Genomic DNA, 18,814 nt, shown 5'->3' on the forward strand with positions numbered 1-18,814 from the left:
CGCGCATACTGCGAACGGGTGGTATCGGTCCACATCACTGATCTCCAGAAGTTCTTCGCAAAACTCCTGAATCAGCCCTGGATTTGGCCGTCAAGCTAACTCGCTGATATCACCCAACTTAGTTTCGGGTCAGGCTCTAAGTTCGCGCAAAAGTTTAAGCTGATAAGAAATGATGGGGCGCCTTGTCGCAAAGGTTTGTGATCGCCCGATAAACTCACCTAATAGACCATCCCAAAAGCGTAGCGGGGGCACGGCAGGATCAGTGCCTCGTCACTTTTTCACCTCAAAGATATTCTCTGCGTAGCAATTCGTTGGATCGACAGGCTTTGCGGGAGTATCTTTAACGTCATGGAACGACGATCGATTATTGATGCCCGCTTCCCGGTCAGTGTCGAGGCGAGAATTTATCGTGCAGAAGGAGAATGGTTTCACGCTTTTGTAAGAAACGTCTCCAAGCGCGGATTTGCTATGGCTAGCAGCAATGACTTCACGTCGGGCGACTGCGTATTTGTTGAAATCGGAAGCCTTCCGAGGAGAAAGGCGAATGTGGCCTGGCGCCACGGAGAGCGTGTCGGGTGCGAATTCCACGAACCGTTGACCACTGCCGAGTTGGCAACGATCGGAAGTTTCGATGAGGATCTCCAAATTGGTACAAGCGATCCTCTGGGCGAAACGATCAGACGCTTGCGCCACGTCACTGGGGTAACTCAATCAGAACTCGCCGAAGCCATCGGCACCAGCCGAGAGACGATCTGGTCTTGGGAAACCGGAAAAACCCGACCAGCGCGCGAAAAGGTGTTTCGATTGTTCTCTTATCTTGAGAGTATGGTGGATACGACCGATGCCGGAAGCTTCATTGTCGAGACAGCAAGCGAAGAAGGTGGCCGAGAAGTGCGAAAGCTCTTGGACGAGTTGAGAGTTGCGGTGTCGGAACGTCTTGGGATCGAACCAGACTGCGTTGACATCCATATTAATATCAAGCCTGTCTAACTCCTACTTTGTTCAAACTTAACATTTTGCCAAACTCTGCGTCCCGTCATGGCACAGAGCGGCTATAAGCGCCGCCTTGGGATTGAGTGCTCGACCGATCTTACCTAACAAGATGTTAACCGCGAATCGGGTCAGCCCGATCAGAACAAGTAATGCGGTGCCCAACCTTTGGTGGGGCAGGTCGATTTTGATCACTCGATGAACGGAGATTATCTATGAAGAAGTTTACTTGCGTACTTGCCGTCTCTACGTTGGCAATTGCTGCTCCTGCCTTCGCACAGAGCGAAACTTCCTCCGAAAGCTTCACCATTTCGGCTGAAGTTCCTGAAGTTTGTGCCATGGCTGATATCAATGATGTGGATCTCGGCGAATTGGAGATCAACCGGAACTCTGGTTCGGAAGCTCTTTCGCTTGTCAGCAACGCCACCGGGTCGAGCAATGATTTCTGGATCAGCTGTAACGACGCCACGACGTTGACTCTTTCGAGCGCCAACCAGGGCATGCGCAATACCAGCCGCGGCGCGCCGACTGGCGACGATGCTGATTTGTTCACCAATAAGATTTTCTACAATCTGCGTCTGCTGAACTTCACTGATGCAAATCGTTCGGCACAGCCGGTTCTTCGTACGGACCGTGCCGCATCGACCAGCGTTCCGGGTACCGAAATTCACCGTGAAGTTACTGCCAGCGTAACCATCCTGCGTGACGATAACCCTCTGCTGCTTCTTGCCGGCGAGTACGAAGACACTGCAACCGTGGAAATCACGACGCTTTAACCGAAGATTTCTGATTAGGGAGGGGGGGCGCACTTTGGCGCCCCCCTTTGCATTTCAATCTTGTTCATTTGTCTAATCTAAGGACTTCGGGATGAGATATCTCGCTACTTTCTTCGCCGCCATCGCCATTTTTTTTATTCCCGTCGTCGCGCAAGCTGCGCAAGTCACACCTATGGTTCTGACTCTCGACGAGATTGGTCGAGGTGCCACGGGCAGGGTCGAAGTGGCGAATACCGGGGACGAGCCGGTTCCGTTTGAAGTTCTGATGTTTCGTGCGCAAATCTCAGAAGATGGCGAACTCGCGCTTGCCGCCGCCGATGAAGACTTCCTCGTTTTCCCGCCGCAGGTCGTGATTGAGCCACTGCGCCAGCAGATTTTTCGTATTCAGTATATCGGCGACGAGGCGCTCGCGCATTCGCAAGTTTATTACGCCTCGATACGCGAGGTCCCCATCAAGCGCGAGCGTAAGGGGATGAATCTTCAGATCGTCTCGACCTTCAATGTGCTCGTGAATGTTGTCCCTGCAGGAGCCTCTGCAAAAGCAAGTTATGAAGTCTTGGGCATCGAAAATCGCGATGGTCAGCCTGGCATTGTCGTTCGGGTCACAAATTCCGGGACCCGTTTCATGGCGGCCGGACGCCGAGATTGGTTGATCGAGGGGGAGACCATTTCCGGCCAAAGCTACAAGAAGGAATATCGATCAGCGGAAATCGGCGGGGTAATCGGGTACGGCGTCGTTCCTGCTGGCGGTGCTCGAAAGTTTTTCATCCCAACGCCCGAAGCCCTGAGGGTGGATACGCTCAAGGTTGAAATGGGAAGTTGATCCACGTGTTTGGGGGGTGGAATGATCTGGGGTACTTTTTTAACTGCGTCGACGGCGATGGTCGCAATTCTTTCACCGGACTTGCGACAAGAACCCCACTCTACGCCACAATTTACTCGTGAGGCGCGCGATCCTGTCACGCTGTCTCTACCAATTTTGTATCGCAGAGCTGTTCTTGGCGACGTCCTTGCGCGCCTCGATCCAGTAGATCCTGAGAATGTTACGCTCGACGCGCGATCGTTCCAACAGGCGATGAATAATGTCCTCAATGAACAGGGGCGCGATAACCTAGCGACTATGCTTTCGGAGAGGGATTTCGTTGAAATCGGGGACTTAGCGGACCTCGGCATTGTCATTCTTTACGATCGAGAACGTCTGGAATTGGTGATTGATCGCATTGATCCTTCTTTCTCCAATGTCTCGTCCTTTGGCGCGACTCCCTATCGCGAAACGCCCGTCACAATGTCGCCCGAACGAACGAGTGCATACTTAAATATCTTGCCGGAAATCCGCTTTGATGATTTCCGTGACGTCGAAGTGACGACCAACCTGTTTTTCGCTGCGCGGCACAAAGGGTTCGTGATTGAGGCAGACGGCGGCTATGATTCCACCACATTCGGACCAGGCTTATATCGGCGGCAGGCGCGCGCACTATACGACGTGCCCGATAAGTATTTGCGGTTCAGTGCTGGTGACCTGCGATTACAAAACCAGTCTCTTCTTGGCACTGCGTTTCTTGCGGGCGCGGCGATCGAGAAGGGCCGCAGGATTTTCAATCCCTTCCTGCCTTTTCAATCGCTTGGTCCACAGCAGGTCTTGATTGACCAGCGCACCACTCTTGAGATCTATTCGGGTGATACTCTAGTCGATACGGTGGTCCTGGATACGGGCGCATACGATATCGCAACACTCCCTGCGCGATATGGTTTGACGGATGCCCGGTTAGTAGTGGTTGATCCGTCTGGCGATCGGCAAGCGCTCGATTTCGACTTCTTTTTCGATCCTGCCGATCTGCAAAAGGGAGAAACGGAGTATAGCATCGCCGTCGGATTGCCAGCGACGAACCTCAATTTCAATCCGCGTTATGACGAAGAGCCAGCCTTTTCCGGCTTCTATCGCCGCGGTGTTTCGAATCGACTGATATTGGGGGGAGGAATCCAGACGACCCAGAATTTTATTGCCGGGTCGGCAGAAGCAATCCTTAGCCCGCAAGTCCTCCCTGGACGGATTTCCATGTCAGCCGGTTTCAGCTATCGTGAACGTCGTACCGGCTATTCGGGCGAACTGCGGTATATATTGCTCGACAGCTATAACAGCGGAATTGGGGACCTTTCCCTTGCTGCCAGTTTCCAATCCAAAGAATTTGTGAACCTTTCGCAGCGCCTGTCGGGTCTTGCATCTGAATTTACTTCTGTAAGTATAAATTATTCAAAGCCGATCGACGAACGTACATCTGTCCTTGCGGCTGGTTCGTATAATTCCCGCGCGACTGGGAATGACTTTTATCTAACTTCGATTGAAGGCTTGCATCGTCTGGATGACAGGATTTTTATTCGGGGCGGGTTCGAATACGGTACTTATGCAGGTGAAGGCGCCAGCTTTGGTGTACGGATCAGTATGACCGCACGTCTTGGCGGACGCAAGCGCGCCTCCGTCCGCTACAGTTCGGTCCGCGAATCCTACTCTGCTTCATTTTCGCGCTCGGCAGAGGATCGCGTGGGGGGATACGGCTATGATCTTACTGTTGGAGGTAACAGTGGGCGGCAGGAACTCGATGCGAGCGGTACATATGTGGGCAATCGTTTTGAAGCGCGCGGTCTTGTGGTTACTGGCGGGGATGGATTCGGCAATTTCGGCCAAGACAATTCAGTACGACTGAATTTGGGAACCTCGATCGCGATGGCAGGAGGCGATGTGGCGATTGGTCGCCCCATCTTTGATAGCTTCTTGATCGCAAAACCTTCATCAGATCTTGCTGACGCCGAAGTCATTGTCGGACGAAATATTCGCGAAAATGAGTACGATGCCAAAAGCGGGCCGCTAGGTCCCGGATTGCAATCTCGTCTGACGTCCTTTTCGAAACAAACTATAAGCTATGATATGGAGGGAGAAGGACGGTTTGCCGATATAGGAACGGGGATCGAAACCTTGGAACCGATGTACCGGAGTGGCTATCGTTTGACAGTCGGTTCGGGCGGAAGCGCTAGCGCGACTGGAACGGCCTATATCGACGGTCGGCGGGCCTCGCTTGCCAGTGGAAGCGTAGTTTCGGTAGACGATGCGGAATTCAAGCCGACCCAGTTCTTTACCAATTCTGCAGGTCGATTTGCCATTGTAGGCTTACGCCCAGGACGTACTTACCGTATCGTCTCGGATGATGGTTCCGAATACCAGTTTACCGTGCCGAACGAAGGTTCGAACCTGCTTCGTATCGAACGGGCGGACCTTACGGTCTCATCGGATTGAGGACTAAACGATGAAATTTCCTGCAACGATAATTGTCTCGACGACCGCGTTTCTCACCGCTCCTGCTGCGGCATGTGTAGCAAATATCGAAGTCCTCAGTCCGAGTGTAAGTATACGCAGCGCGCCGTCTTTTTCTGACGCAACAAGTCGTGAGCGGTTTCAGGTTCGTGTGCATAATATCAGCGAAGAGAAATGTGTGCTTGAGCTTGGTCTAACTCTCGATCCTGCTTCAGCTGGAGAATTCCCTCGGTACAGCATTGTTGGCCCAGGCGGAGTTATCGAGTTCGATGCCCAATCGATGAGTGCAGCGAATGGATCAGGAGAACTGCGGACACCTCTTACCCTCGATCCGGGGGCAGAAAGAACGTTTGACTACAATGTTGCGACATCAATCGGTTGGGATTTGCCTGCCGGTTCATACACACGGCGCTTGCGGTTTAACCTTGTCGAGGCCGGCACGAATTCCGAGGTCGATCAAGAAGAAATTGAGTTTGACGTAACTGTCCCGCTTTCCAGCCAAATTGATTTTGTTGGGAACATCGATCAAATTGCCTTGGGTCGGCTTTCCCTTGGACGCGAAAATTTCTCCCCGCCTTTCGGAATTCGCGTATATTCTACGTCATCTTACAACATGCAGTTTGAATCGGAAAACGCCGGTAATATGCGCAAAGAGGACGGCACTGCTCTGTTGCCATATCTAATGACGCTAAAAGGGCGGGAACTCAATCTTGCGAGTGGGGGTGATACGATCAATGGGTTGAGCAAGCCCGCCGATATTGGCGATGTCTTCAACGTAGTCGTCAGAGTGAACCCCGAACCGACTACTCCTGCAGGCTTTTATGCGGACCGCGTCAACGTGACCGTGACACCGTATTGATCAAAGATATGAAATGCTGACGGTCAGTACAACCGGCTCATTGAGGTTCGCTTCGTCGAGTTCGATTGCGCTCGCGCGTTTTACAGGTCCTCGCCGGTTCGCTATAGTTGTGAGGCCCGAAGGGTTTAATGCGAACGCTTTTCGATTGAGCCTCAACTCTACCATCTCGTCCTTCGCAAGCGTGCGGTGCTCCGCTGTGAGCAAATAGCCATCGCCAGTATTGCAATACTCTGTAACGGTACCGACTGTACCGCTGGCACCGGGGACGACCGGCTTGAGCTTCGCATCAATCTCGCAAACGGAATCTATCGAAACTTTCAAACGAAATGATCCACCCTCGCCCGCCAATGCTTGTACCGGCATCGCGATACCCAAACCGATTGCGGCGACTAGGATTTTGCGAGCTCTCATGCAAAATCAGATACGACGAAGTAGTTAAAGAACGATTGCCTTGGGACTGAGGCCAACATCAGATTTAAGCTGGAGCCTATATTTGGTGGGGAAGGGCACGGTGCTAATGCAACACATTGGTTATCGATAACCTACCCATACAATTACGCCCAAGCTCGCTCATCATTCGTTTTTGCTGGGGAATTAAAGGCTGGCTGGGGTGGCAGGGATCGAACCTGCGAATGTCGGTACCAAAAACCGATGCCTTACCACTTGGCTACACCCCAGCAGGTGCGCGCCCCTATAACGTGTCGTGCGCGGAAGGGAAGGGGTTGGATGTGGAAATGATGAGGGTGCCAGACCCGCGGCTGGATATCGGGCAAACGTCCTCTCCTCGATTACTTGGAGGAGAGGACATTTGCGCCCTCAGGCGGCGGCGCTTGCCGCGGCCTAGATATTCTTGCCTTCGAAATCGCTGGACGAATGCCGTTCGCTCAGCTGTTCGTTGTCTTCACCCCAGGTCTTGTTGACGATACGCCCACGGCGCACGGCTGGCCTCTCGGCGATCTGCTTTACCCACCGCTCGACATGGGTGTACTCATGGATCGAGAGGAATTTGCGCGCTTCGCCGTAAATGCCGCCAGTGACGAAGGGGGACAACCACGGCCAGCTTGCAATGTCGGCGATCGTATAGTCCTTGCCACCGAGATATTCGCTTTGGGACAGCCGCTTGTCGGCAACATCGAACAGGCGCTTCGTTTCCATAGCGTAGCGGTTGATCGGATATTCGAACTTTTCGGGTGCGTAGGCGTAGAAGTGGCCGAAACCACCACCGATGAACGGGGCGCTGCCGACCTGCCAGAACAGCCAGCTCAGCACTTCTGCACGGGTGGTGTCAGTCGGAAGGAAGGCACTGAATTTCTCAGCTAGATGAAGCAGGATTGCGCCGCTCTCGAAAACTCGGATCGGTTCCGGTCCACTGCGATCGAGCAACGTGGGGATTTTCGAGTTGGGGTTGAGGTTGACAAAATCTGATCCGAACTGATCACCATCCGAGATGCTTATCGTCCAGGCGTCGTATTCCGCACCGGAATGACCCGCTTCCAACAGTTCCTCGAGCATGATGCCAGCCTTCACGCCGTTGGGCGTCGCCAGCGAGTAAAGTTGGAAATCATGTTCGCCGACGGGAAGTTCCTTGTCTTCCCGGGCACCCGCCGTCGGTCGATTGATGCTGGCGAAGCGCCCGCCATTCTCGGTGTCGGGTGCCCAGACTTCGGGCGGGGTATAGGTGGGATCAGCCATTGTGTTCTCCTGTGATGCGATGGCTAAGCCAGCCTTCGGTTCACCGCAAGGTGGGGAACCGGACTTCCCGTCCCACTGTTCTTCCCTTCGCCATGACGAAGCTCATCTATGTCGACGACGACCTGCCTGGAATCACCCGCAAGGGTGCTGGGAAGGGATGGGCCTATTACGATCCCAAAGGTAAGCTTATCGGCGATGCAGAGGAAAAGCGCAGGCTCAATGCTATCGCTCTTCCGCCGGCTTATGTCGACGCCTGGTTCTGCCCCGCGCCGAATGGTCATATTCTCGCGACCGGCATCGATGCCAAAGGCCGCAAACAATATCGGTATCACCCGGATTTCCGCACCGCGCGAGAAGGCGAGAAGTTCGATAGTTGCGTTACCTTCGGCAGCCTGCTTCCTCTCGTCCGAAAGCGTGTAGAAAGCGATCTGCGCGGGCATAACCTCACCAGAGAGCGCGCCATCGCGAGCGTCGTGAGGCTGCTCGACCTTGGTGCGATAAGGGTTGGGAACGAAGGGTATGCAAAGGCCAACAAGAGTTTCGGTGCCACCACCCTGCGTAATCGCCACGCCGAACTGACCGGGAAGACCTTGCGGCTTCGCTACAAGGGGAAGGGCGGCAAGCTGCAGGAGGTTACCCTGTCCGATGGCAGCCTGGCACGAATGGTGCGCAAAATGCAGGATTTGCCAGGCCAACATCTGTTCAAATATGTCGATGACGATGGCGACCAGCACACGGTCGGATCGAGTGACGTCAACGAGTATCTGCGCGAAACCATGGGGCAGGATTTCACCGCCAAGAACTTTCGCACCTGGCACGCAAGCGTCAGGGCGCTGACCTGCGTTTATGAGGGCGATGGCAAGCTGCCGATGAAGCAACTGCTCGAATGCGTCGCTGACCATCTGGGCAATACACCCGCGGTCACAAGAAAAAGTTATATTCACCCGGCGGTGTTCGAAGTGCTCGAAAATCAGATCGAATGGCGCGAAGAGCTTCGCCTGCCACGCGCGACACGATGGTTAACACGCGAAGAACGCGGCCTGATCGACCTTCTGCAGAACAGTCCCAGCGCGAGCACCCTGCTCGCCGCCTAGGGCCGAAAATCTCAAAATCATTTCGTAATTTCGGTAGGTTGGGCTAACACTCTGCCATCGACGGAGTGGAGCTGTCGACGGTTCGCATATACGTTGGGGTTTATTGCGGACACCCATGTCTGCCGGAAGCTTGTCATCATGCATCGCCTCGCAAATTTCGATGTCAGCCGACAGTTTCTTACCCGTAAGGGCAAGATTACGGCTCAGATCGTATTCGGTACCTTGTGCGGTGCAGCGATGATCGGGCTCCGGACATTGTTCGATATGTGGGCGCCATCTTCGGGGCCCTTTGCTCTGATATATCCGACAGTGCTGCTATCGACGCTCTATGGCCATTGGCGCGCCGGACTGGCTGCTTTTTGCGTAACATTTGCGTGGGCCTGGTTCTTCGTCCTCCCAGTGCAATCCTCGTTCTTTTTTTCGGACCCCACCGATCCCGCTCGTGTCTTCCTGAACGCAGCAAGCGCGCTGGTCGTTCTGATTTTTGCCGAAGCGTTCCGCAGGGCAGCACACGCCACGCTGACTGAAATTCGCCTGCGGGCGGATCGTCGCTTGACCCTGCTTGCAGACCTCGAGCACCGAACAAAGAACAATTTTGCGTTGGTTGCCAGCATGCTGGAATTGCAGAAACGGCGCATTCCCCATCAGGAATTGCATGCGCCGCTCGATGACGCAGTGGGGCGTGTTCGAACCTTTGCGGATGCCTATTCCGCTCTCGCGCTCGAGCAATCGGACGATCCCAGCGTCGATATGAAGCCATATCTCGACTATCTGCTCAACCGGATCGAAGCGTCCAGTCTGCCACCTGCGGTCAAGCTGTTCCGCGAAATCGACGCAGCCACTTTGTTACGGGAGGAGGCGGTCGCCATAGGTCTCTATCTGAACGAAGCCGTCTCGAATGCCTGCAAATATGCCTTTCCGAACGACCGAAGCGGTACGATAGCAGTGTTCTTCCATGTGCGGGAGGGGGGGTGGCGGTTCACCATCGAAGACGATGGTGTCGGTGATGCCGCGATATCCCACCCAGGTGGGGGTCTGGGAAGCCAGCTCCTGACGGCATTCGCCGCTCAGGCGAGCGCAACCCACCATGGCGGGCCGGTTCTCAATGGCTATCGCAGTGAAATGCGAAAGGTTCTTGAAACCGAGGTTGCGTAGGGTAGCCTAAAAGGATACCGCACCGGCCATGCATCTGGCCGGTAGCAAAATTCGGCAGTGGCGCGAGGCGCATCACCCCCCGCTTAGTGCGGACGAATTCGGTATGCGCTACGGCCAACCAGCGCCTTGGCCCAGTCGAACCGTCTACGGCTGGGAGGCGAAGGGTAAGATTGCCCGTGCGTCGGTCCAGAAACGCCTCGCTGAACTGGGTATTTGCAAGCCCGCCGACTGGCTTGAGCCGGCTTCCGATAATCCCGACGAGAAAGGCCCCGCGTCAATGAGCGGTACCGAAACGCCCCCCTTCTTCGACCTGCATACGCATGGGTTTGTCAGAATTGCCACCAGCACGCCGAAGGTGCGCACGGCGGATGTCGAGTATAATGCTCAGGGTATCGTTGAGCAGGCGCGCATGGCGGATGCGAAGAACGTCGATCTGCTCCTCTATCCCGAACTTTCGCTATCGTCTTACGCTCTCGATGACCTTCATTTGCAGTCGGCGCTTCTCGACGCTGTCGAAGCGCAGGTTGAAGCGATCATAGATGCGTCGCGAACCTTGTCGCCCGTGCTCGTGTTCGGCGCTCCGCTGCGCCGCAATGGGCGTATCTACAACTGTGCGTTTGTGGTTGGGCATGGGGAACTGCTGGGCGTGGTGCCGAAGAGCTACCTGCCGAATTATCGCGAATACTATGAAAAACGGTGGTTCGCCCATGGTCGCGAATGCATCGGTCTAACCATCCGTTGCGGTGATCATGAGGTGCCGTTCGGCACCGACCTTACATTCGGCGCGAGCGATCTGCCGGGGTTTATCTTTGGCATCGAAATCTGCGAGGATTTCTGGGCGCCCAACCCGCCTGGGATCATGGCAGCTCTCGCCGGCGCGACTATTCTGCTAAATCCGAGCGCATCGAACATAACCATAGGCAAGTCGGACGAGCGCCATCTGCTGAGCCGTGCCAGTTCAAGCCGCCTGGTGTGCGCTTACGCCTATTCGGCCAGCGGACACGGAGAAAGCACGACCGATCTCGCATGGGACGGGCAGGGGATGATCTACGAACTCGGTGACCTGCTGGTCGAAAGTGTTCGCTTCGATCTCGATCCCGAACTCTGCATCACGGATGTGGATACTCAGCGCATCCTGTCCGAACGCATGCGGATGCAGACATTCAACGATGCCGCCGAGGCCGCAGGTCGGCCCGAGGACTGGTATCGACGTATTGCCTTCAAGCATCGTCCGCGGGGAGGGGATAAAGGGCTTCAGCGCCCCATCCGGCGCTTTCCGTTCGTGCCCAATCGTGCGGACAAGCTGGACGAAGATTGTTACGAGGCATTCAACATTCAGGTCGATGCGCTGATGCGCCGCATCGATGCCACAGATCCCAAATGCCTCGTGATCGGGATTTCGGGGGGGCTTGATAGCACGCATGCCCTGATCGTGGCAGCCAAGGCGATGGACCGACTTGGCCGTCCACGGACAGACATTCGCGGATATACTCTGCCAGGCTTTGCTACCTCGGATGGTACGAAGGCCAACGCCTGGCGGCTCATGGAAGCGTTCGGCATCGCGGCCGAGGAAATCGACATCCGTCCTACCGCCACGACCATGCTCGAGAACATCGGCCATGCGTTTGCCGACGGGCACCCGGTCTACGACACGACTTTCGAGAACGTGCAAGCGGGGTTGCGGACGGATTATCTCTTCCGCCTGGCCGGTCAGCATGGCGGCTGGGTGATCGGGACCGGCGATTTGAGTGAACTAGCACTGGGATGGTGCACCTATGGCGTCGGCGATCACATGAGCCATTACGGTGTTAATTCGGGCGTACCCAAAACCCTTATCCAGTACCTGATCGGCTGGACGAGCCGGACGAAGCAGTTCGACGACGGGGTTGAACAGGTGCTCGGCGATATCCTCGATACCGAAATCAGTCCGGAGCTCGTTCCTGCGGGAGAAGACGGCGAAATCCAGAGCACGCAATCGATCATCGGGCCTTACGAGCTTAACGACTTCTTCCTTCATCACCTTATTCGCTGGGGCCAGAAACCCAGCCACGTCGCTTTTCTCGCTTGGCATGCCTGGAAAGACGCCGAGCAAGGTCTTTGGCCCATAGGTTTTCCCGAAGATGCGAAGAACGAATATGAACTGGCCATCATTGCAAAATGGCTGCGAAATTTTCTGAAGCGCTTTTTCGGTTTCAGTCAGTTCAAGCGAAGCGCCTTGCCGAACGGGCCAAAAGTTTCCGCGGGCGGCTCGCTCAGCCCACGAGGCGATTGGCGGGCACCCAGCGATGCCGTTGCCGACATTTGGCTGGCCGAATTGGATGCTGCACTTCCACGGGATGACGGCTGATCATGCCGGTACGAGCCTTGGTCATAATGATGCTGTGCAATGTGGTTTGGGCGCTCAACGTCGTCGTCAGCAAGGTCGCGATCGCAGACCTCGGCACGCCGCCACTATTCTATGCCTTGCTACGATCGATCATTATTGCAGTCGTGCTCATCCCGTTGCTGCGGCCTCTGCCCGACAAACTGTGGCGCGTCTTGCTGGTCGGTCTGGCGATCAGTGGCGGGTCCTTTGCGCTGCTGTTCATGGGTCTTGCCACTGCCAGCCCGTCTGCAGCGGGTGTGGTAAGTTTGACCGGTGCGCCGATGACGGTCCTGTTTGCCATCATATTTCTTGGCGAACGTATTCGGTGGCGCCGTGGGCTCGGTATCGGGCTGGCGTTCGGTGGCGTCCTGTTCGCAATGGCGGGGGACAATCAGATGGAAACCAGCACTGGCCTGCTGCTGGTGTTCATTTCCGCAGTCATCGGTGCATTGGGGTCTGTCTTCGTGAAGCGGCTCGATCTGCCTTCAATCCGGCTGCAGGCGTGGGCCGCTGTCGCATCGGTGGCAGTGTTGATTCCTTTTACAGTGGCGATGGAAAGCAATCAGATCGCGGCGCTTTCCCAAGCCCCTTGGAAACTTGCTGCCTGCCTGTTCTTCGCTGCCATCATCGTATCGGTATGTGGACACACCGCATATTATCGCCTGCTGCAGGAACACGACGCCAATCTCGTGGTGCCTTTGACGCTGTTTACGCCGATCCTGACGATACTTTTCGGCGCCTGGCTGACGGGCGATGCCATTGGCGGGCGTTTGATCACAGGCGGAGCAATCGCACTCGCAGGTGTGGCGATTATCGTATTGCGGCCGAGCGAAACATTCACCCGGCGCTTTCTGGTCAGACCAAGGTTCTGATCAATCGAGTTTGTGCGTCCAGCCGTACGTGTCCGGCACGGTCCCTTTCTGAATGCCGACCAGTTTTTCACGTATCTTGTGGGTCATCTGACCCGTACCGCCGCTGCCTATAGTGAATTCGCCATCCGGACCCAGAACAGTGCCGACCGGGGTCACGACTGCGGCAGTACCGCAGGCCATGGTTTCCAGTAGGCGGCCCTCAGTCGCATCTACGCGCCATTGGTCGATGCTGTATGGTTCTTCGCGAACCTGAAGGCCTTCTTCGCGCAGGAGCTGTATCAGGCTGTCGCGCGTGATGCCGGGCAGAATGGTACCAGTTAGCGGCGGCGTAATGACACTTCCGTCGTCGAAGACGAAGAACAGGTTCATGCCACCCAGTTCCTCGATCCATTTCTTCTCGACGGCGTCGAGGAAGACCACCTGATCGCAGCCGTTTTCGATACCTTCGGCTTGCGGGACCAAGGATGCGGCATAGTTTCCGCCGGTCTTCGCAGCGCCCGTGCCGCCCGGTGCCGCACGGGTGTAATTGCGGCTCACCCAGATTTTTACCGGCTTGGCGCCGCCTTTGAAGTAAGGTCCGACCGGTGAAGCGATGAGGACATATTTATACTGTCGTGCCGGTCGCACGCCGAGAAATGCCTCGGATGCGAACATGAACGGACGAAGGTAAAGCGAACCATCGGGATCACCGGGCACCCAGTCACGATCTTTGGCGACAAGCTGGCTGATCGATTCGAGAAACAGTTCTTCCGGCAATTCCGGCATCGCCATCCGCCGGGCACTTTCATTGAAGCGGCGCGCATTTTGCTCGGGTCGGAAAAGGGCGAGCGAGCCATCCTCTCGCTTGTAAGCCTTCATGCCTTCGAAGATCTCCTGCGCATAATGCAGGACCGCCGCTGCGGGATCGAGGCTGATCGGTTCGCGCGGGCCGAGCGTCGCCGTGTGCCATCCACCTTTGTCAGCATCGAAATCAATCACGACCATATGATCTGTGAACAGTTTGCCGAAGCCGGGATCCTGCAATGCCTGCTGACGCGTTTCGCCGGGCACTGGGGCGGAGTGGGGAAGATGCTTGAAATCCATGGCCCGCGGGTAATGTGCGCTGCGAAATTTCGCAAGCGATCGGGTTGCGGGATGAAAATGAGAAGGGCAGCTCCACGCCCGTAGGTGGAACTGCCCTTCGCATGGTCAGCGGCGGGAAGTGCCGCTCACGGAGCCTCTAAAGGTCTCTGCTTACCGATAGTGCTCCGTGCGGAAACTTGCCGACCTCTCTGCTGAACCATGAGACATCGGATCACCTCCTTTCGCGCTGTTTAGAGCCAAAGTACCCCGTTTCCGGAGAACAAGACCGCGTTTCGCCGCTGATCTTGAGGACATATTTGAGTCTTTCGCGGGCCTAAAACAACCCTTGAAAAAAAGTTTTCCCACGTCAGAATTGTCGTTTCTGGCTCAGAACATTCATCGAGCCTTCCTCCAGCTCCTCTTCCGATCCACGGCCGTCGATAATCGCGAAGCGAATCCCCTCAGCGGCATTCCTCGATCACGTGCGATACTTCCGCCCATGGCGGCAGGTAGATTGTGGATAAGCCGGGGACTTCCACAGCGAATCGCCCCCTGGTGATCGCCATTGCGTCGAGCAAGGGATCGCGCGCGGAGACGGTGGCCACGGTGGTCGGCTGGCCGCCATCGCCCGGCCGGACTGCCAGCGTCCGATCCGCGGTTTCGGTACGGATGGTCATCCTCGACTGGCCCTGCACCTGACCAGCGCGGGTTAGAATGATCTGATTTGCCGAACGATCGCAGCGAATGGAAAACCGAGTTTCGGACGCATTTTCGCCGTATAAGGCCATCCCGCCATTCGTATCGGCGCGATAACTCCAGTCTCCTGGAGTACGGGGCTGGTCGATCCAGTTCTCGACCGGCGGTGCCGGAGGCGGAGGTGCGGGGGACGTAGTTTGCACTGGCGTGGGTGCAGGCGCGGGTGCCGGGGTGGAATCGGGTGCCGGAACGCAGGCGGCGATGGTGAAAGTGAGCGCCAGCGCGCCACCTAGATGGGCATAGATCGGTTTCATGCAGCAACAATGCTCGCTAAGCGCCATGTTTCCAATGCCGAAAAAGAAGCGCCTTGATCAGATGCTGGTAGACCGCGGGCTCGTGGAGAGCCGTACGCGGGCCCAAGCCCTGGTAATGGCCGGTCTGGTTTTCTCCGGAGAACAGAAACTGGCGAAGCCGGGTCAGCAACTTTCCGAAGATGCACCCTTGGATGTGCGCGGACGGGATCACCCGTGGGTCAGCAGAGGCGGGATCAAGCTCGCCCATGCGATCGACCATTTCGGCCTTAATCCTGCAGGGGTCACTGCGATGGATATCGGCAGTTCAACGGGCGGGTTTACCGATGTGCTGTTACAGGGCGGCGCAGATCATGTGTTCGCTGTCGATAGCGGCACAAACCAACTCGCCTGGAAACTGCGGCGCGATGCTCGCGTGACGGTGCTGGAACAGACGAGCGCGCGCGTTCTGACGCCGGCGATGATCGATCGCCCGGCTACCTGGGTAGTATGCGACGCCAGTTTCATAGGGCTTTCAAAGGTGCTCGAACGGCCGCTGGAACTCGCCGAACAGGCTTGCCGTTTGGTGGCGCTGATCAAACCGCAATTCGAAGTCGGGCGTGAAGAAGTCGGCAAGAAGGGCGTGGTCACCGATCCTGCGCTTCATCTGCGCGTTTGCGAGGAGGTACGCGAATGGGTCGAAGGGCTTGATTTCAATGTGCAGGGGATCGTCGAAAGCCCCATCACTGGCCCGGAAGGCAATGTGGAGTTCCTGATTAGCGCCTCTCGCAATTGACCTTGAGGCATGCTTCGCCCTAGGCGCTCGTGCAATCGTATTTCACGGAGAGAGCATGTCCGCCAATATTGCCGAAATGGAACGCCGCCGCGATGCCGCACATATGGGCGGGGGGCAAAAGCGTATCGATGCGCAACATGCCAAAGGCAAACTGACCGCGCGCGAGCGGCTCGAAATCCTGCTCGATGAGGGAAGCTTCGAAGAGCTTGATACTTACGTAGAGCATGACTGTGTCGATTTCGGCATGCAGGACCAAAAGATCCCGGGCGATGGTGTGGTTACCGGGTCAGGCACGATCAATGGCCGGCTCGTCTATGTTTTTTCCCAGGATTTCACAGTCTTTGGTGGCTCTCTTTCCAAGCGTCATGCGGAAAAGATCTGCAAGGTCATGGACACCGCGATGAAGGTGGGCGCCCCTGTTATCGGTCTCAACGATTCCGGTGGTGCGCGCATTCAGGAAGGCGTCGCTTCGCTCGGCGGTTACGCCGAGGTGTTCCAGCGCAACGTGTTGGCAAGCGGCGTGGTACCGCAAATCAGCCTCATCATGGGGCCATGCGCGGGCGGTGCGGTTTACAGCCCCGCCATGACTGACTTCATCTTCATGGTCGAAGACAGCAGCTATATGTTCGTCACTGGACCGGATGTGGTGAAGACGGTGACAAACGAAGTGGTCACCCAGGAGGAACTTGGCGGCGCGAAAACGCATACGACCAAGACCTCTGTCGCCGATAACAGCTTCGAAAACGACATTGAGACCCTGCTCGCAACGCGTAATTTCTTCGATTACCTCCCGCTGTCCAACCGCGAGGACGTGCCCGAGCGGCCGACCAGCGATGCCTGGGATCGCGAAGAGCCAAGCCTCGATACGCTCATCCCCGATAACGCTAACCAGCCGTATGACATGCACGAAGTCATCAGGAAGACGCTGGACGAAGGCGACTTCTTCGAGATCCAGCCTGCCCATGCAGGCAATATCATCTGCGGATTCGGCCGGGTGGAAGGACGCACGGTGGGCGTGGTGGCGAACCAGCCGATGGTACTGGCGGGCGTGCTCGACATAAACTCGTCCAAAAAGGCTGCGCGTTTCGTTCGTTTTTGCGACGCTTTCGAAATCCCCATCCTGACTTTCGTCGATGTGCCCGGTTTTCTTCCCGGGACCAGCCAGGAGCACAACGGCATCATCAAGCATGGGGCGAAGCTGCTGTTCGCCTATGCCGAAGCGACAGTTCCCAAGATAACCGTGATCACGCGCAAAGCTTACGGCGGCGCATACGACGTGATGGCATCGAAGCACCTGCGCGGTGATTTGAACTACGCATGGCCGACGGCCGAAATCGCGGTGATGGGCGCAAAGGGTGCGGTGGAAATCATTTTCCGACAGGACCGTGACGATCCGCAAAAGATCGCCGACAAGACCCAGGAATACGAAGCCCGCTTCGCCAATCCTTTCGTGGCTGCGAGCCGGGGTTATATCGACGAAGTCATCTACCCGCACTCCACAAGGCGGCGCATCGCACTCGGTCTGCGCAAGTTACGGACAAAGCAACTCGAGAACCCGTGGAAGAAGCACGACAACATCCCGCTTTGAGGGCCTCATGAGCGATATCTGGACTCAGCTGTCTTCGCCTTTGGGCCGAATTTTCCTGATACTTCTGATTGCGGGAGCGTTCGCCTTCTTGGCAAATGTCACCTACGACTTCGGTGCGTTACTTCACGAAATGTTCTGCCCCACACATGGAATGGTATTCTCATGAAACTTGGCCGTCTCAACCACATTGGCGTCGCAACGCCATCGATTGAGGAATCGATCTCCTATTATCGTGATGTCATGGGTGCGGGAAGAATACGCGATCCGTTCGAGATGGAGGAACAGGGGGTAAAGGTCTGCTTCGTCGATACACCGGGCGAGAACGGGACTTTCGGAACGCAGATCGAATTGATCGAGCCGCTTGGTGAAGACTCGCCTATCCATGGTTTTCTCGCGAAGAATCCGGCGGGCGGCCAGCATCACCTGTGCTACGAAGTCGAGGACATCGACGAAGCGCGAAGCTGGTTCGAAGGGCTTGGCAAGCGTATTCTCGGGCCTACGCGCATAGGTGCGCATGGCTCGCCAATCTTCTTTCTGCATCCCAAAGACATGATGGGTCAGCTGACCGAAATCATGGAAACGCCCAAGGACGACACGCACTGGTCGAACTGACCGGCGTGTAGAGAGAGGATTACCATGCTTTTCTACGACAGCCCGAATCCCGCGCCAAATCCGCGCCGCGTGCGCATCTTCGCCGCCGAAAAGGGTATTGATCTTTCATCGAAGGAAGTGTCGATCCCCAAGCGCGAACAGAAAGCGCCAGAATACGTGGCCAAGAACCCCAGAGGCCAAACGCCAATTCTGGAGCTCGACGATGGAACAGTGATCGCCGAAAGCGTAGCGATCATGCGGTACCTAGAAGCAGAACAGCCCGATCCGCCGCTATTTGGAACCACGGCACGTGACATTGCCGAAATAGAAATGTGGAATCGCCGCGTTGAAATGATCCTTATGCCAGCCATTGCTGCGGTTTGGGTTCACACGCACCCTTTCACCGCGGCGCTTCCTGGCCGAAACGCCGAATGGGGAGAATCCAACCGACCACGGGTTGCAGAGGGCATGCGCTTTTTCGATGGATCGCTCGAGGGACGCGAATATCTGGCTGGGAGTGCTTTCTCTGCTGCCGACATTCTCTTGCTGACGACTGTCGATTTTGCAAAATTCATAGGTCTCGAAGTGCCGAGCGAATGTGCAAATCTTCTCCGGTGGCACGAACGCGTTTCCGCCCGGCCAAGCGCTTCAGCCTGAGTTCCGCACGGCGCGGCAAAGGGC

At 56.2% G+C, this 18,814-nt stretch carries 17 protein-coding genes and 1 tRNA gene; 13 read left to right on the forward strand and 5 right to left on the reverse strand.

All coding sequences use genetic code 11. From position 1 onward, the window contains the following. Nucleotides 1–348: 348 nt before the first annotated feature. From AC13F2_RS01285 to AC13F2_RS01305, 5 genes are all read left to right on the forward strand, one after another. On the forward strand, nt 349–990 hold the full coding sequence (locus tag AC13F2_RS01285) for a helix-turn-helix domain-containing protein (protein WP_482964919.1): 642 nt from the start codon (nt 349–351) through the stop codon (nt 988–990). A gap of 215 nt (nt 991–1,205) precedes the next feature. After that, complete coding sequence (locus AC13F2_RS01290) at nt 1,206–1,766, forward strand: hypothetical protein (RefSeq protein WP_482964920.1); 561 nt, start codon at nt 1,206–1,208, stop codon at nt 1,764–1,766. A gap of 91 nt (nt 1,767–1,857) precedes the next feature. Beyond that, nucleotides 1,858–2,589, forward strand: coding sequence for a fimbria/pilus periplasmic chaperone (locus AC13F2_RS01295; RefSeq protein ID WP_482964921.1), 732 nt, complete (start codon nt 1,858–1,860; stop codon nt 2,587–2,589). 21 nt (nt 2,590–2,610) lie between these two features. After that, nucleotides 2,611–5,055, forward strand: a complete 2,445-nt coding sequence (locus AC13F2_RS01300) for a fimbria/pilus outer membrane usher protein (protein ID WP_482964922.1) — start codon at nt 2,611–2,613, stop codon at nt 5,053–5,055. A gap of 10 nt (nt 5,056–5,065) precedes the next feature. Beyond that, nucleotides 5,066–5,932, forward strand: coding sequence for a Csu type fimbrial protein (locus AC13F2_RS01305; protein WP_482964923.1), 867 nt, complete (start codon nt 5,066–5,068; stop codon nt 5,930–5,932). Here the strand turns inward: AC13F2_RS01305 and AC13F2_RS01310 are convergent, their stop codons facing one another. The 3 genes from AC13F2_RS01310 to yghU all read right to left on the reverse strand — a co-directional run bounded on the left by AC13F2_RS01310 (nt 5,933) and on the right by yghU (nt 7,624). After that, nucleotides 5,933–6,343, reverse strand: coding sequence for a hypothetical protein (locus tag AC13F2_RS01310; RefSeq protein WP_482964924.1), 411 nt, complete (start codon nt 6,341–6,343; stop codon nt 5,933–5,935). A gap of 191 nt (nt 6,344–6,534) precedes the next feature. Further along, nucleotides 6,535–6,609, reverse strand: a tRNA-Gln gene (locus tag AC13F2_RS01315). 163 nt (nt 6,610–6,772) lie between these two features. Further along, nucleotides 6,773–7,624 (reverse strand): glutathione-dependent disulfide-bond oxidoreductase, encoded by an 852-nt coding sequence (yghU, locus tag AC13F2_RS01320; RefSeq protein WP_482964925.1) that lies wholly within the window; start codon nt 7,622–7,624, stop codon nt 6,773–6,775. A gap of 92 nt (nt 7,625–7,716) precedes the next feature. Here yghU and AC13F2_RS01325 point away from each other — a divergent pair, with 92 nt between their 5' ends. From AC13F2_RS01325 to AC13F2_RS01340, 4 genes are all read left to right on the forward strand, one after another. Continuing rightward, the gene (locus AC13F2_RS01325) at nt 7,717–8,718 is read left to right on the forward strand and encodes a DNA topoisomerase IB (RefSeq protein ID WP_482964926.1); all 1,002 of its coding nucleotides are present in this window, start codon (nt 7,717–7,719) and stop codon (nt 8,716–8,718) included. Between the two features lie 138 nt (nt 8,719–8,856). After that, the gene (locus tag AC13F2_RS01330) at nt 8,857–9,873 is read left to right on the forward strand and encodes a sensor histidine kinase (RefSeq protein WP_158246595.1); all 1,017 of its coding nucleotides are present in this window, start codon (nt 8,857–8,859) and stop codon (nt 9,871–9,873) included. Nucleotides 9,874–10,150: 277 nt separating this feature from the next. Beyond that, on the forward strand, nt 10,151–12,220 hold the full coding sequence (locus tag AC13F2_RS01335; RefSeq protein WP_482964963.1) for an NAD(+) synthase: 2,070 nt from the start codon (nt 10,151–10,153) through the stop codon (nt 12,218–12,220). Nucleotides 12,221–12,222: 2 nt separating this feature from the next. Continuing rightward, on the forward strand, nt 12,223–13,110 hold the full coding sequence (locus AC13F2_RS01340; protein ID WP_103023277.1) for a DMT family transporter: 888 nt from the start codon (nt 12,223–12,225) through the stop codon (nt 13,108–13,110). Here AC13F2_RS01340 and AC13F2_RS01345 read toward each other — a convergent pair whose 3' ends face one another. Both AC13F2_RS01345 and AC13F2_RS01350 read right to left on the reverse strand, forming a co-directional pair. Then, nucleotides 13,111–14,193 carry a branched-chain amino acid aminotransferase gene (locus AC13F2_RS01345; RefSeq protein WP_482964927.1) on the reverse strand — a complete coding sequence of 361 codons (1,083 nt, stop codon included), beginning with the start codon at nt 14,191–14,193 and terminating at the stop codon, nt 13,111–13,113. 440 nt (nt 14,194–14,633) lie between these two features. Next, nucleotides 14,634–15,182, reverse strand: coding sequence for a hypothetical protein (locus tag AC13F2_RS01350; protein ID WP_482964928.1), 549 nt, complete (start codon nt 15,180–15,182; stop codon nt 14,634–14,636). A 34-nt stretch (nt 15,183–15,216) separates the two neighbouring features. On the opposite strand from AC13F2_RS01350, the gene AC13F2_RS01355 reads away from it, so the two are divergent. The 4 genes from AC13F2_RS01355 (at nt 15,217) to AC13F2_RS01370 (ending at nt 18,790) form a co-directional block, all read left to right on the forward strand. Then, the gene (locus tag AC13F2_RS01355) at nt 15,217–15,954 is read left to right on the forward strand and encodes a TlyA family RNA methyltransferase (protein WP_482964929.1); all 738 of its coding nucleotides are present in this window, start codon (nt 15,217–15,219) and stop codon (nt 15,952–15,954) included. A 55-nt stretch (nt 15,955–16,009) separates the two neighbouring features. After that, nucleotides 16,010–17,542: an acyl-CoA carboxylase subunit beta gene (locus AC13F2_RS01360; protein ID WP_103023280.1), complete on the forward strand. Its 1,533-nt coding sequence runs from the start codon at nt 16,010–16,012 to the stop codon at nt 17,540–17,542. Between the two features lie 162 nt (nt 17,543–17,704). Beyond that, nucleotides 17,705–18,154 carry a methylmalonyl-CoA epimerase gene (gene mce / locus AC13F2_RS01365; protein WP_196846339.1) on the forward strand — a complete coding sequence of 150 codons (450 nt, stop codon included), beginning with the start codon at nt 17,705–17,707 and terminating at the stop codon, nt 18,152–18,154. Between the two features lie 24 nt (nt 18,155–18,178). Next, nucleotides 18,179–18,790, forward strand: a complete 612-nt coding sequence (locus AC13F2_RS01370; protein WP_482964930.1) for a glutathione S-transferase family protein — start codon at nt 18,179–18,181, stop codon at nt 18,788–18,790. The last annotated feature ends 24 nt before the right edge of the window (nt 18,791–18,814 follow it).

This window comes from Qipengyuania sp. L-5Y, from assembly GCF_056859455.1.